Origin of the sequence: Chitinophaga ginsengisoli (genome assembly GCF_003014595.1) — a bacterium.
Classification (GTDB): Bacteria; Bacteroidota; Bacteroidia; order Chitinophagales; family Chitinophagaceae; genus Chitinophaga; species Chitinophaga ginsengisoli.
This window is the reverse complement of the sequence record NZ_PYGK01000003.1, coordinates 598,181-614,150: the sequence shown is the minus strand read 5'-3', so window position 1 is coordinate 614,150 and position 15,970 is coordinate 598,181. Positions and strand designations below refer to the sequence as shown.

10 protein-coding genes are annotated in these 15,970 nt (G+C 41.6%); 5 read left to right on the top strand and 5 right to left on the bottom strand.

Annotated features, from left to right (window positions below):
* Positions 1–241: 241 nt before the first annotated feature.
* Both CLV42_RS10410 and CLV42_RS10405 read right to left on the bottom strand, forming a co-directional pair.
* Positions 242–2,809, bottom strand: coding sequence for an alpha/beta hydrolase family protein (locus tag CLV42_RS10410; protein WP_106601841.1), 2,568 nt, complete (start codon positions 2,807–2,809; stop codon positions 242–244).
* A 211-nt stretch (positions 2,810–3,020) separates the two neighbouring features.
* Entirely contained in the window at positions 3,021–3,380 is a 360-nt protein-coding gene (locus CLV42_RS10405; protein WP_106601840.1) for a hypothetical protein, read from the bottom strand.
* 1,023 nt (positions 3,381–4,403) lie between these two features.
* Between CLV42_RS10405 and CLV42_RS10395 the strand changes: the two genes are divergently transcribed.
* From CLV42_RS10395 to CLV42_RS10385, 3 genes are all read left to right on the top strand, one after another.
* On the top strand, positions 4,404–5,933 hold the full coding sequence (locus CLV42_RS10395; RefSeq protein WP_106601838.1) for a hypothetical protein: 1,530 nt from the start codon (positions 4,404–4,406) through the stop codon (positions 5,931–5,933).
* Between the two features lie 102 nt (positions 5,934–6,035).
* Complete coding sequence (locus CLV42_RS10390; RefSeq protein WP_106601837.1) at positions 6,036–9,146, top strand: NAD(P)-binding protein; 3,111 nt, start codon at positions 6,036–6,038, stop codon at positions 9,144–9,146.
* Positions 9,146–9,643: a TlpA family protein disulfide reductase gene (locus tag CLV42_RS10385; RefSeq protein WP_106601836.1), complete on the top strand. Its 498-nt coding sequence runs from the start codon at positions 9,146–9,148 to the stop codon at positions 9,641–9,643. The genes CLV42_RS10390 and CLV42_RS10385 overlap by 1 nt, the downstream gene beginning before the upstream one ends.
* 48 nt (positions 9,644–9,691) lie before the next feature.
* Here the strand turns inward: CLV42_RS10385 and CLV42_RS33685 are convergent, their stop codons facing one another.
* Both CLV42_RS33685 and CLV42_RS10375 read right to left on the bottom strand, forming a co-directional pair.
* Positions 9,692–10,042, bottom strand: coding sequence for a hypothetical protein (locus CLV42_RS33685; RefSeq protein WP_146154360.1), 351 nt, complete (start codon positions 10,040–10,042; stop codon positions 9,692–9,694).
* 88 nt (positions 10,043–10,130) lie between these two features.
* Entirely contained in the window at positions 10,131–12,647 is a 2,517-nt protein-coding gene (locus CLV42_RS10375; RefSeq protein WP_106601834.1) for an alpha/beta hydrolase family protein, read from the bottom strand.
* 328 nt (positions 12,648–12,975) lie between these two features.
* Between CLV42_RS10375 and CLV42_RS10370 the strand changes: the two genes are divergently transcribed.
* Positions 12,976–13,317 carry a hypothetical protein gene (locus tag CLV42_RS10370; protein ID WP_106601833.1) on the top strand — a complete coding sequence of 114 codons (342 nt, stop codon included), beginning with the start codon at positions 12,976–12,978 and terminating at the stop codon, positions 13,315–13,317.
* A gap of 230 nt (positions 13,318–13,547) precedes the next feature.
* Positions 13,548–13,892, top strand: coding sequence for a hypothetical protein (locus CLV42_RS10365; RefSeq protein ID WP_106601832.1), 345 nt, complete (start codon positions 13,548–13,550; stop codon positions 13,890–13,892).
* Between the two features lie 55 nt (positions 13,893–13,947).
* On the opposite strand, the gene CLV42_RS10360 is transcribed toward CLV42_RS10365, so the two are convergent.
* Positions 13,948–15,753 (bottom strand): glycoside hydrolase family 2 protein, encoded by a 1,806-nt coding sequence (locus CLV42_RS10360; RefSeq protein WP_106601831.1) that lies wholly within the window; start codon positions 15,751–15,753, stop codon positions 13,948–13,950.
* Between the last annotated feature and the right edge of the window lie 217 nt (positions 15,754–15,970).

Here is a 15,970-nt window from a genome sequence, read left to right as displayed (position 1 = left end):
ACTATTCTTTTCATTGATAGACATGTGAGGCACTATCTGTGTCATAGAAGGAATAAATATGACGTGATTACTTTTCAAATAAATCTATGTCTGACCGCAATCTATAACAAAACATACTTGCTTGGACGGAAGCCCAAGCACTACTCTTATAAATTGGATTGTCGGAGTATAAAGTAGCCTTATAGCCGGGATGTAAATGAATGCAAACGAGTTTAATACTATTGTTTAGTATACGAAGCTACTAATTGTTCATCCAGAATTCAGATTGTTTATTTTTAAGATAATGATCAAAGAATTGTTGTTGCCGAATTGTAAAATCTAATGCCGTTTGTGTATTACCCAATACGTGGCCTTCGCCATCATATTGGATTAGCCAAACAGGTTTCTTTAATCTTCTTAGAGATAAGTAGAATTCTAGTGACTGAGAAAATGGAACCGCTTTATCATCCGCATTATGCATGATTAATAGAGGTGTTGTTATTTTATCAACACTAAAAATTGGAGAATTCTCAATATATAGAGACATGTTCTGCCACGGAGGAACTCCCATGTTGATTTGACCAATCTCTACAAATGCTGCTCTACTCTTACCTACAGCATCAAGGCTACCAAACATACTTATTAAGTTTGTGACCCCGGAGGAAGATTGAGCGGCGGCAAAAATATTGGAATGTGTAGTTATAAAGTTAGTCTCATATCCTCCATAACTATGTCCTTGTAATCCCATTTTTGTACTGTCTATCCAAGAGTATGTTTTAGATAAGTAGTTTGCACATGATACAACTATATTCAATGCACTTAGACCAGGCTGTCCAGTGCTATGGATAATGTCAGGTACAAAAACAAGATAGCCATTACTGACATACCATGCGATCTTAAGATCTCCTACGCTTAACTTTGGTGCCTGAAATTTGAATAATTCTGTACTCTTAGTTTCATAGTAATGAAAGATTATTGGGTACCTTTTAGTGGAATCAAAATTTTCTGGCTTATATAAGATTCCTGTACCAGTAAAGTTTGGTGAAATTTTCCACCGAACTAGGGTGGCTGTCATCCAGTTGTATTTTTTTTGCGGAGCTAAATTGGATATATAAAATATTTTTTTAAAATCTTTTGTGACTATAATGTTGGGCGATTGAGTTGCTGTTTGCTTGGTTAAAATATACATATTTGAATACCTAGCCTTTTTAACTTCTAGATTATTTTCATAAAATATCCCCGGATAATAATATAAACACGGTTCTAGGCCGGTCGTATCTATATCATTCGTTTCCCCTGTTTTTATCTTGAAAAGTCCATTAAATTTAGTAGTCTCGTTTAGTCCAGCTATTACTAACGAATCCTCATTCGCAGTTTTTGCTATTTCTCTTGGATTCGACACTAACTTAAAGGTGATTCCCAATCTTCTACCAATCCCTCCTGTTAAGCATACTGGATTTTTTATATTTAATGGATCAACTTGCCAAACGTCGTATTTATCGCAGATAACTATAAATCTGCCATTGTCTAACCAATTTATTCTATCAAACGGATTGATTTCACTCGCCCTTGCCTTATAAAAAAGAGGAACTCCAATGTCTTTTGTCAAATTTCTGATTAATCCAGTTTTAATTTCATAACAGTAATAATTCTTGCTTTGGGAGTCAAACCATGCCACAAATAGTTCATTAGGAGAAAGAGAAATATTTTTGGAATTTGCGGCTGCTGAGATTACCTTTTTTTGACCACCTCTAATATCTAATAAACCGTACATGGTTTTCTCTTTTTCGTTCCAATAAGAATCATCAGAATTTGTATAATTCCGCAGAAGTTGATAATTGTTTCTTACAGTTCTATCAAGCAAGAAAGTATCGGAGTTTTCTAGTTGGGTAACTAGACGGTTGCTAAGATTAATAACTGTTGTATATTTTTTTATATTTTCTAATGATGCATCAAATGTTTTTTGCGATTTCAAGAAGCAATCTTTATATGACCAAATATTGATGTTTGCAGGGATGGTCGCCTCTTTTATTTCGGGATCAAGTTGTGTTTTTAATAATTTAAAATACAATAGTGAACCATCTGGACTAAATTCCAAAGCATCATCACCTAAGAAATATCCGTGTTTTATGAAATTGTTTCGCGAAGAAACCAAACAGATTGCACTGTCCATTCGATCTTTATAATACATTATGTCTATTCCATTATTATTTCTTATAGTAAATGCTAAGCTTTTTCCATCCTCACTAAATAACAAGTTTTCTACCGGGAGCCCTCTATAAATAATCCGATCGGTATTTTGTATTAGGTTTATCAACTGAAATGAGCTGTCGTTTAGTAGCGCGATAGCGGAGCCTTGATTGTTAAAGTAGATACGGTGGGCATTCTTGTAATGGTTTTCTTCGAGTGTTATTATGTTTTTGACAACCATTTGATTATTTACTTTATATGCTATTAAACTATCGATCCCATCTCTAGGATATTTAAGATCGGTTGCTTCTTTTATGGTATGGAGTAAATCAGTCTCCAAGTTAAGTATGCAGATTCCTTGGGAGGTAGAGATTATTAACTTGTTATTGATATTTGAGAATATAGCTCTGTCTGCAGCTTCAAATTCTCGTTTATATGGTCTTTCTAGACCATTTACCATCAGTTTAAAACTGCTGTTCTCGGTGCCATAGTAGTAATATGCGTATTTCCCATTATTAGATATTTCGTAAAATTTTATTTCATCCCAAGTCTTGTATACACCATTGTCGAGTGTTGGCTTTTGTGCCAGGGTAATTGATATGCAACTGATAATTAATATAATAGTTCTTAGGAAATGCATGTTAGAATATGTGCACTATTTTAAAAGTGCCTCTTAATAGAGAAGTTGCAGTAAATTTAAGATAGTACCATAGGGAAACTAAATATTCTAAGGTGAGGACAAATGCCACAATAGTAGTGGCATTTGTCTTTTACTTTTTGATCACTTGATTAAAAATTGCGGAGAATGACTTACTGCTCCTTATTTTTTCTAGTACATCAAAAAAGTTTAATTAAATAACATTTGTTACAAATGTTGTTGTTGTTGTACAAGGGAATGTTTGGATCAAAGTAGTAGCTTGTGATCCATCCGTTGCAGTTGCGGTAACATTGGCTGGCACTTGGTTAAGCGTTGTAGATACCGTAGCCAAAAAGCTTTCTGCTCCAGGTGCTGGTATAAACAAGGTAGTAGGAGCTGTACTTGTACAATATGGACCAACTGCCTTATAAGTTTTTGTGCCAACCAAGGAGGTTATGTAAGTGGTTGATCTCCATACAGGTGTTGAGTTGAATTTAGCAACTTTAAAAGCTACTATGCCTCCTGATATGGCTAGAATACCAACTAGAGCTAGGAGAAGTTTTGCCTTTTTCATAATAATGATTTTATGTTTTTATATGTCAACCCACACTTTTGTTTAGCTTCGCAACAGGTGGTAGGTTTTAACCTTACGGCGAAGGATCTGATCAGATTTTTATTTTGTATATGTTCTGCTGTTTCAATAACCAAAAATCTAGCGTACAGATTTTTTTTGTTGGGAAATCGTTTATTCTTACTGAAATAAAATTTACTTATGTTGATCGGTGTTGTAATGAAGTAATAGTGGATTTTGAAATAGTGATTGGTAAAACTAATAACCTTGCTGTCCTGGCTATGGAAACTTCGCAATTTATCTATGCAGATAGCTTTTTAAATCAGATTGAAATATTACCATCATGTATGTTTGGTGTTGCTCACATGTTTGGCTGTAAAGCACTCATAGTAAATTAACATGGTTGATCAAAACCTAAAACACACTGTTCAAATGTTATTCTTGACCAAAGTTACATGGAACATTCCTCAAGAAAATTAGGTTATTGGAAAACTTTATAGGAGATACAGTCTTTGTTTAATGTAATGATCGATGCATGCGTTTATAATATGATGTATCCGGGCGATGTCGGTGGTGTGCAGTTATGCTTGCAGGTATTTAGGAGGTATTTTCTGGAGCTATAGAATGTGCAACGTCAATTTTAAGCGAGAGGATTTTCTGCGAATGCAAGAGGAAAGATGGGGAGCAATTATTTGAGAACAAGTATTAGCTATTACAAATGAATAAATTTGATATCGAATTGAAAAAATGTCACGAAATGGAAATTTGGCGGCTCGAGTTGTGGCGGAATACTTAAGCTGATTACTGTCGTCTACGTCGAATCTATCCCGTCTTCTCAAGGTGTAATTCAATGGCTCTTCTTGATGTAGTATACTTATGTGTTTAATGTTTTTTCGTACGAAGCAAGGACGGATCTTGAATTGATGTTTCCGATTTGAGATTTAAATATTCTCTATCTGGTAACTATAGTTTCCAATTCTTGTTTATATTGTGAATATTAGTTTTTATGTGTTAACCTGCAAATATATGACGCCAAAAGAACCATTATTATCGCATGATTTTTATAAAAACGTTTGGTACGACAAGGAGAACCGGATTTGTTTAATATTATCAGCAGTGATAACCAGTACATTTTTATCCATTATAGTTAAATTATATCCCTTCCCCAATTTTTTGCCGGATTCATACTCTTATATTGACGCTGCATATAATAATGCAAATATAAACATGTGGCCAGTGGGCTACTCCAAATTCCTCAGATTGATAAGTGTATTTAACCGTTCGGACACTGGGCTGGTTATTGTTCAATATTCATTGTTACAGCTGGCAATACTCTTTTTTTTATTCTCTATAAAATATTTATTGCAGCCCGGCAAGTGGGCAATGAGAGTATTATTTATCCTCCTTGTCCTAAATCCGCTCTGGCTTTATATCGCCAACTTTGTATCCAGTGATGCTCTATTTGCGACCTTCAGTCTTCTATGGCTGACAAGCCTATTTTGGCTGTTATTTCGACCCGCAGCTAAGATGTTCATCTTTCATGCTCTAGTATTGGGGTTTGTGTTCTCTGTGCGCTATAACGCCCTGTATTATCCCTTTATAAGCATTCTTGTAGTGTTACTGGCAAATGGAACAATTAGAGAAAAGTTGTTGAGATTAGCTATTGTTATAGTCCCTGTTAGCTGGTTCTTGCTTTATACCACACTGACATTTAAGGACAGATTAGGAGTAGCTACATTTTCTCCTTTTGGGGGCTGGCAAATGGGAAGTAATGCCTTGTTTATGTATGCTCATGTCGCACCTGCCAATAGAGGACCTGTTCCAAAGCAATTTGCGAGGATTCACTCCATTACCATAAAACATATGGATTCTCTTAGCCGCCTAAAACAACGGCCGGATCAGGAATTGGGTATCTATTATTTATGGGACGAAAAAGCGCCGCTAAAATTATATCTAGCTCAGAAATATAGAAAAGATAGTACTACCTATTATCTCAAGCGTTGGGCATCTGTCTCAAATTTTTACGGACAGTATGGCTCTTGGTTGATCAAACAGTATCCAGGTGAATTCCTTCGCTATTACATCTGGCCTAATTTTATAAACTATTATTCTCCACCGACCGAGTTTTTAGGAATATACAATATGGGAAGTGACACCGTCGATCCGGGCGCAGTAAACTGGTTTGGCTATAAGTCCAACAAAGTGCATCACTTCTCTAAGAATAAAATCATTATTCTCACTGCAATATTCCCGCTATTACTAGCCATGATCAACGTGATCTTCTTCTTTGGATTTATTGGGTTTGTCGTCCTTGGTGGCTTCTCAAAAGTCAGTCCCTATTACCGGGCAGTATTATGGATCATGCTGCTGATATGGCTCAGTAACCTGGCATTCAGTGTATTCGCTTCACCGATTGTATTGCGGTACCAGGCATTCCCATTCATCTTCACCCTTGCGTTTGCCGGTTTGTTGCTGGAGTTTGTGATCAGGCAGAGTTTCCAGGAATCTAAACCCAAAAAAGAGGAGGTTGAACCCGTCGTTGACCCGGCTGTATAATATCCGCTTTCTCCTAACAATTCAGAACGCATACTGTGGTATTTTAGAATAGTTAACCACGACCCTTGAGGTGCCCTGTTTACAATTATTCAATGCCATATTATGGAATCTAAAAGAAATGCCATTATCATAGGAGCGGGCCCCGCAGGATTGACTGCCGCTTATGAGATGTTACAACGCACTGACATTATCCCCATCATATTAGAAAAAAGCGGAGATATAGGTGGTATCTCAAAGACCATTAATTATAAAGGTAACCGCATGGACATCGGTGGGCACCGGTTCTTCTCCAAGTCTGACCGGGTAATGCACTGGTGGCTGAATATTCTGCCTTTGCAGGCCGGTAGTGAAGAGTCTTTTAAAATTAAGTACCAGAATAAGTCCCGGGATATTAATAGGAAGGATCTGCCGGAGAATCTAAAAAGTAATGATCCTGATAAGGTAATGCTGGTACGTAAGCGTTTGTCCAGGATCTACTTCTTACGCCGCTTCTTTACTTATCCGATTACTTTATCTATAGATACACTCAGGAAATTAGGGATAGGCAGGACCATTGCTATCCTGTTCTCCTACCTCTGGGCACAGTTATTCCCTCGTAAGCCCGAAAAGAGCCTGGCAGATTTTATGATCAACCGGTTTGGGAAGACTTTATACCATCTTTTTTTCAAAGATTATACGGAAAAGGTGTGGGGAGTGCCTTGTGACGAAATCCCTGCTGAATGGGGGGCACAACGCATCAAAGGGGTAAGCATCCGTAAGGCGATAGAGCATGCCATCCAGGAGCTCAGTAAAAAGAAGAAAAAGGTAACGACAGATGTTGCGCAGAAGGATACGGAAACCAGCCTGATAGAACAGTTCTTTTATCCCAAATTAGGCCCCGGGCAATTATGGGAAGAAGTAGCCCGCCAGGTGCAGGAGATGGGAGGCATTATCCACATGCATCATGATGTAAAGCATATTTATACGGATGATCATAAGGTAACAGCTGTTACTGCTGTCAATAACCAGACAGGAGAAGAATTATCCCTTACGGGAGATTATTTCTTCAGCACTATGCCTGTTAAGGAATTGATTGGGGGAATAGTAGGAGAGGTGCCGGAGCCGGTTAAAGACATTGCCTCTAAGCTGCAATACAGAGACTTCATTACCGTGGGGATTCTACTTCGTAAGCTTTCTTTCCTTGATAAACATACTGGCGAATGGAAGCCATTGAAACTGGAAGATACCTGGATCTATATACAAGAGAAGGATGTAAAGGTGGGAAGGTTGCAGTTATTCAACAATTGGAGCCCCTATATGGTAAAAGACCCAGACACTGCCTGGGTAGGTATGGAGTTCTTCTGTAATGAAACAGATGATTTCTGGAAGCTACCTGATGCAGAAATTGCCGCATTAGCCATTAGGGAACTCGAAAAGATCGGCCTGGCTACATCAGAGAATGTGCTGGACAGTACGGTACTGAGAGTAGAGAAAACCTATCCGGCCTATTTCGGAGCTTATGCTCATTTCGACGAGGTAAGAGCCTATACAGATCAGTTAGAGAACCTGTTCCTGGTGGGGCGTAATGGTATGCATAAATACAACAATGCGGACCACTCGATGTTGACAGCGATGGTAGCGGTGGACAATATAATTGAAGGTATCACCACTAAAGATAATATCTGGGCCATCAATACAGAACAGGAATACCACGAAGAAAAATCCGCAGATGCGGCGCCTGTAGCTGCAGTACCTAGGCGTGTGCCTTCATTCAAAGAATTCCTTTGGGATCTCCCCTGGAATAAAGCACTTGTGTGGTTCGCTGGTTTAGCCGTCATTGTCCAGTTTTTCATCTTCAAACACCTATATCCTTCAGCAGGGTTTATTGATGGGGATTCTTATGTATATCTCGAATCTGCTTATGGGAATTTTAGTATCAATACTTATCCTATTGGGTATTCTAAATTCCTACGTTTCTTCAGTACACTTACCATATCAGACACAGCACTGGTTGGATTTCAATATTTATTGCTGCAAGCCAGTGCCTTAGCCCTTGTATTTACACTTGCTTACTTCTATAAGCCGGGAAAAGTCACATTCGGGGTACTCTATGTCTGTATGGTTTTTAACCCGGTATTCCTGTACATGGCGAATTATGTATCCAGCGATGCGTTGTTCTTAAGTCTGAGTTTGATATGGTTTACCTTATTACTCTGGATACTCCACAGACCGAACCAAACCCTGATCATTTTACATGCCGTTACTATTCTCTTGGCATTCACCGTAAGATATAATGCCTTGTTCTATCCAATTGTTGCTGCACTGGCATTTATTATCAGCCGGCAGCCTTGGAAGAGAAAGGTAGTAGGGATTTTGTCCAGTGTAATTCTCATAGCAGGGTTTGTGTGGCACACCAGTAACCAGTATGATCGCCTGACTGGTATCCGACAATTCTCGCCTTTCAGCGGATGGCAGATGGCGAATAATGCTTTATATGCTTATCGTTTCGTACAGGATGAACCTCCACCTCCAATGCCGGCTAAGTTCAAACAGCTGGACAAGATGGTGCGGACTTATTTTGATACTACCAGGAACATCTTTATGCACCAGCAGGAGATGATGATCGCCAATACATGGTATATGTGGGATCCAAAATCTCCGCTGCAGCAATACATGTATCGTAAATTCCAGAAGGACTCAACTGCACATATATTAAAGAAGTGGGCTACCGTAGGGCCGCTTTTCGCGGAGTATGGCTCATACCTGATCAGGCAATATCCAACCACATTTGCCCAGTATTATTTACTGCCTAACACCATGAAGTACTATGCACCACCAGTAGAATTCTTAGATACGTACAACATGGGGAAAGACAGTATAGCACCAATAGGGCAGATGTGGTTTGGCTTTGAATCCAGGAAGCTGAAGACACATTTTAAGGATCTGAAGGTAACGGTGCTCAGCTTTTATCCTATCCTGGTAGGTGTGATGAATGTGGTGTTCCTATTCAGTCTGGTAGGGTTTGTAATACTGCATGGCATCAAGCATAACAGGGCCTTATCAATAGGCTTACTACTGGCCTTCGGCCTCTGGATCATCAATTTTGGATTTAGTGTATTCGCCTCTCAGATTGCCTTGCGCTTTCAGATGTTACCGATATTAATATTTTTCTCCTTTGGATTGCTACTGCTGGATTATATCTGGAAGGCAGCCAATAATAAAATACAATCGTAATGAGATCATTGTTGTTCGTTTTGATAATAGTCGGAATAGGAATAGCCAGTTGTACGAAATATAAGCGTGCCTTGCCTCCTGGGATAGATAAAGACATGCCGTCGTTTAATATCCAGTTGCTGGATACTACTATCAAATTAAATACGGCGAATATCCCTAAAGGGAAAACAGTCGTGTTATTCTTTTTTGGCCCGGATTGCCCTTATTGCCAGGCCCTGACAAGGGAGATCACGAAGCGAATGGATGAGTTAAAGGATGTGCGCTTTTATATGGCGACTATGTCAGACTTTAAGGAAATCCAGATGTATGACACCTTGTTTAAGCTGGATCAATACAAGAATGTGACCATTGGAAAAGATATAAAAGGCTTTTTTTTGAGTTATTACAAAGCGCCAGGTTTCCCATACCTGGTAGTGTATGATAAAAAGAAAGAGTTTAAGCAGATTGTGATTGGTGGGGTTGGGGTAGATTCATTGAAGAAGGTCATAAACTCCTAATAGATCCTGGCCAGGTGTCTTTTTAGGATGTTTATGACCGAATCATTTTTATAAAATAGCCGTTACACACGACGTAACAACAATACAAGACGCCTCGGGTATTGTGTATGTCAGGCTGGTATTGGCAGTATTCCTTAACGTAATTGTGGACGGTCCGCCTACCCATGGTGTCGAGATGCAGGTAGTAGTTATCTCAAAACATTCTGTAGTAAAGAAGGATACTGCTTGCGTTGAAGTACAAAACGACACTGTAGAAGCATACACACTCCCACCAATTGTAATAGCAGTTGTATATCTCCATGCGGGGTTGGCATTAAACCTGAAAGCTTTGAAGGCAAAAGCGCCTCCTACAACTGCCAGTAGGGCAATGATGGAAAGAAAGATCCTTGCTTTTTTCATGGCTTTCTGCTAAAACTACTTTAATATCTTACCTATCCGGTTTGGACGAAGTATACATTACTTGCTAGCAAGGGATAAAAGTTTGTCATCACCGCATCCACGCCGGAGCGGGCTTGTTTCTCAGGTAATAATCAAAGAACTCCTCCTGCTTAATACTAAAATCCAGCTGACAGCCCGGATCAAACAGCACATGCCCTTCCCCTTGATACTCCAGCAGCCACACAGGCTTTTTTAGTCTTCGCAGCGCGGTGAACAAAGCCACTGATTGTGAGAACGGCACTGCGCCATCCTCTTTGTTATGCATCATCAGTAAAGGCGTGCTGATTTCCCGGGCAAATAATATAGGAGAGGTCTGCACATACAAGTCGGGGTTCTCCCAGGGGGCCACACCCTGGTTCAGCTGTCCCAGCTCAGATATATAGTGGTAACTCCTACCTCCGAATCCTAGACCACCGTGGAGGCCAAATAGTTCCGAAGGCGCGGCAGACGACTGTGCTGCAGCGAAGAGATGGGTATGTGCAATGAGGTAGTTAGTTTCATATCCACCGAAACTATGGCCCTGTAGTCCCATCCTCTTTGTATTCACATAAGGTCGGGTAGACAGGTATTGTGCCGCAGATACGACTGTATTAAGAATAGCTGGCCCATTCTGGCCGGTGGGACGATAGATGTCGGGAACGAAAACGAGGTATCCGTTACTGACATACCAGGCAATGGTTAAAGGTCCATTACTCAGCCTGACCTTCGGAAAGAGGTAAAGTTCATTACTACGTCGTTCGTAATAATGAAATATAATGGGGTATTGCCTGGTGCTGTCAAAATCTTCTGGTTTATATAATATGCCGGTTCCGATGGAACCTCCGGGTATCTGCCAATGAACCAGTTCTGTCGTCAGCCAGTTGTAGGCTTGTTGTGGTTGGAGATCAGAGAGTGGTCTGAAGGTTTTAAAGTCGGTAGTAGTGACGAGATTGGGCGCCTGGGTGGCGGTTTGCCTTTGCAGGATATACACATCCGCTTTCTTCGCTTTAAGGGGAACAGGAGGCTCGAAAACAACCAGAGCGGGGAAATGATATACAGCAGGTTCCATATTGACTGGCTGCGGTGAGTGATTAACCCCTGCTTTAACGTGCATAAAGCCATTATATTTATTACTATCCAGGCAGGTGACCAGTAGGGGATCATTCTCCCTGAGTGTAGGCAACTGCTGAGGATAAACCACCCGGAGCATGGTTTTATACCGCTGGCCATAATGATCAGTAATATTAAGAGGAGGTGTGCCTGCACGCGGATCTAATTGCCATATATCAAATTCATCATAGATCAACAGACGCTGATCATCCGACAGCCAGCCGGCGGCTCCATAGGGCCATACCTCATCGCGACAGATATGGGTGTTGGTCAGCATAGTCGGAACATCCGCAGAAATATTTCTTGTGACCCCTGTGTTAATTTCATAAATAAAAAAGTGTTGGGTAGCAGGATCAAACCAGCTAACATAACGTTCAGCAGGAGACAAGGCCACGCCGATCGATGCCTGGGAAGAAGATACGATGTGCTTACGTGTCCCGTTTGTCAGCGAGACAAGATCGTAATTTCTTACCTGCTTCGCATCCCAGAAGGCGTCTTCCTCATTCACTACGTTTGATACCAGGGCATATTGATTCCCTGGCAGGCCCGATAAGGTAGTATCTGTATTTTCGAGTTGAATAACCACGCCTCCGGATACAGGAACAAGGGCTGTAAAAGGGCTGTAAGGATCGGGAGCCACCTGGGAATGCAGACGGACATCCCGGTAGTCCCACACACTGAGTTTATCAGTTATCTGCCCGGTATCCTTTGGAGAGGGTGTCCGTTCTCTGGCGACCTTCAGGAATATTAGTTTATCATCAGGGCTAAACTTTAGTGGCATGGGAGATAGTGTAGTACCCGGCTTTAATCCCAACAGTTGGATTTGTTTCGCGCTGTCCATTCCCTTCCCGAAATAATAAATATAACTACTGTCAGTAAACGCAATGGCGGTATCCGCATGATTAAAAGTAATGTTGTCAATGTGATCTCCTATAGCGATTAATTTGGATTGACCAGTTGCAGGCTCCATCCACATCAGACTGTCTTTAGTATAATATACCAGCACATTTCCTGCTTTATTAAATAGATAAGTAGTAACAGGGGCGTAGTAATGTTCTTCAGTAGTATGCAGATTTTTAAGCAGCAAGGTATCTGCCTGCTTTACGGCCAGCCATTTACCATTGCCGGCCACTGTATAGTTATTGATCCGCGGTATATAATTGACAGTCGATGTACCTAATGTCAATACGCCAAGACCCTTGGGTGAATTGAATACCAGGTGTTGATTGTCTGTCACGAAGACAGCATCCCATACGCCGGTGAATAATTTGGAGTAGCTACCATGAACGGCGCGTACCACCAGCGTGCTGCCGGTAAGTTCAGATCCATAAGTATACCAGACGTATTTGCCATTGTCGGAAATCTGATAATTTACCAGCATTTCCCAGCTTTTGTAAGTGAAGTTGTTAATAGGCGGCTTCTGGGCGTTTACGAGTGAAATATATAAGCAGAGAAGAATGGTAATTGTGTATTTCATAATCTTTGGAGTCTCTTTAAAGTAGGTTATGAACAACGTGAAACGCTTAGTAGATAAGGAATATTCAGGTACAATATTTATGGCTATCTCCTAAGTCTTTTGCCAGGGAAACAGATAACTTTGGAGAAAGTGGAACGTTTGAGAAGCCCTCTGACTAACCAATTTTGCTGATCATCCCTGACCACCCAACATAACATTGAATCGTAGCTAAATACTCCCAGACAAACTTTTCTATTCTATATAACAAGTCATTGCCGGCCGGCATTATGGAGTCGCCGAAAACCATCGAAAAGAGTAGGCATTTCGCAAATGATTAAACCCTTGTTTTATGAAAAAAGGCAGAATTATTCTTGCCCTGGTTGCCCTGTTCGCCGTTGCTGGCGGAGCATTGGCATTCAAGGCAAAGAGGTTTACGACTGATCAGGTCTTTTATCCTACAACGATCATTTATGTTACAATAGGTAATGTTACGTATTACACCACGGGGAATCTTTGTACAACCGGTGACCTGTGGATTTCTGATGTGGGTACCCCTGCCACAGTTTGGCATCTGCTCACAAATCCAACAACTACGCGTACGTTGAAACAATGGCCTTCAGGTCCATTGACGACTACATTGCTGTTTTATCCATGTGTACAAATAGCAACGAAAGTAACGAGTGATATGTAAGATTAACCCGGGGAGTCTTATCTGAGAGGCTAAGACTCCTCTTTTTAATATGCGGCCTTACAATAACAGACCTGAGTAATAATGTAAGAACAAGCATCCCCTGCAATAGGCTATCTCCTAAGTCCTCTCCTTATCTCCAAAGTGCCGCATAAGAGAGAATAGTAATTTGGACACGATGCATTTGTGAATCGGAGAGAGCAGATTCACCGTAAACGACTAAACTATTTATCATGAAAAAAGCTAAAATTCTACTGGTACTTATCCTCGTATGCGCCATGACCGGAGGTCTGCTGGCTTTTAAACTAAGCAGGTTTACTTCAGAGCCGGTCTTTACGCCAACATCCATCGTATATGAGACTGTTGGTAACAAGATCTACTACACAACGGGAAGTCTGTGTACAACCACACCATGGTTTATTACCACCGTTCCTGGTAGTCTGTCCCACGTTTATTACCTGGTTACCAGCCAGCCTATTGGTGTAAAAACATTACAGGCTGTTTCTGGAACGGAAACAATCACCCGTCAATTTTATTGGTGCACCACTACGATAACAAATATCACAACAGCTATGTAAGAGTGCATGTCCGGGAACTTTCCTATTTTGAACAGTTCGGGAAAGTTCCCTTTTCTTACCAGGTATTTACTTTCTTCATTTCTTCCACACTGATCTTCATCACCTTCCTATCATACGTCATAAACCCATTCTCCTCTGCCTCCACATCATACGGCTGCGTATATATGGCCGCGGATAATCCCTGTTGCTCATATAGCTTCAAACGTCCCATCATATACTTATACCGCTCTGCAAACCTGGCAGCACTCACTTCCACATATCCCCAGCCTGTTTTAGGCGCCCATTGATGCCCGGGAGTGATCACCCGCACACCACCCCATTCTCCTAATACCCGTGCTTTCCCAGGCAAGGCGGGAGCTATGTATGGGCCGGGATAATAGTGTATATCCGTCACATCACTGCTGATCCATCGGTCACGGACGGGCGTGTCGCTGTAGGTATCCAGGTTCTCTCCTGAATGGCCATTAATAACCCGCGAGGGATCGGCCTGTTTCATCCACTCCGTGAGACGTTTCTGGTCATACTTCCCCCATCCCTCATTGAATAGTATCCACATCACAATGGAAGGGAAGTTATGCAATTGGTAAAGGTTCTCATTATTCTCCTGTTCAAACTGGGAGGTAGAGTAGTAGTCTTCATCCGCACAAGGCACCATATCCTGCCATACCAGCATGCCTAAGCTGTCCGCATGATAGTACCAGCGGTCTGGTTCCAGTTTTACATGCTTGCGGATGGTATTAAATCCCATATCCTTCATCATCCTGATATCAAAGGCTAATGCGGAATCAGTAGGGGCGGTGTACAAGCCTTCCGGCCAATAGCCCTGGTCAAGTACACCTAACTGGAAGGTATATTTATTGTTGAGGAACAGCCGTGGCATACCAGTACTATCCTGCTGTACAGCTATCTTCCGCATCCCGAAATAACTGGTCACAGAATCTACGACATGCCCGTTCCGTCGTAACCGTATCTTCAGATGATACAAAAAAGGATCCGCAGGGATCCATAGATGTGCAAAAGGAATACCGAGGTCCAGCATTCTGCCGGCAGGGCCGGATGTGCTGGTAATAGCCTGCGTGCCTGCATAGGCAATGGCCTCAATGACGCTGCCGGATGTATCCGAAGTATTGACCCGCAGGTTGAGACAGTTGGCATCAATATCCGGTGTCATATATAGGTCACTGATATAGGTAGGCGGCACGGTCTCCATCCACACCGTTTGCCAGATACCGCTGACGGCAGTATACAGGATCCTCCGCGGACGTAAGCTCTGTTTACCACAGGGATTAGGCCCCAGGTTGGAGGGGTCGAGTACACTCACCACAAGCTCGTTATCCCCCTCCTGCAGGGAGGCTGTAATATCAAAAGAGAAATGTTGATACCCGCCCATATGCCTGCCTAACAGTTTGCCATTGAGAAAGACAGCCGCCCGCCAGTCTACCGCGCCGAAATGAAGCAGTACGCGTTTCCCGCCGTGGGTATCCGGCTTTTTAATGGTGCGTCTATACCAAAGTCTTTGTGTAGGCAACAACACCCGCTGTACACCGGAAAGCGCTGATTCAATAGGAAAAGGGACCAATATCTCACCGTCAAATTGTGAAGGTATATCGGCATCCCAGGAAGCAACGGCATATTCCCACAGTCCGTTCAGGTTTTGCCACTCGGAGCGCACCATCTGGGGACGGGGATATTCGGGTAACACATTGTCAGGAGAAACATCCGTTGCCCAGCGGGTTTGGATAGGAACCGGCTTCATGGACCATCTGAGGGAAAGCCAATCGCCCTTACCTGTGGCAAGGGCGATCTGAAAATAGGGGAAGCATAGGGTAACAAACAAAAGCGTGCTTTTAAACGGTTTCATGTACCTGGGTTAATGAGGTGAATGGGGAATACAAAGAATGAGATGAGAAAACAATTCATTGGCATTTTACAATTGGTATATGTTGCGATATATTGGAAATGGTAACATGTGAGAAAAGAGGTCCCGGCTAGAAAGCCAGGACGTTGTTTTCCTCAATATACCATTAAATGTTCTTGTCGTATTTTAAGTCGTTATGGCAACGAAAACGAATAATATT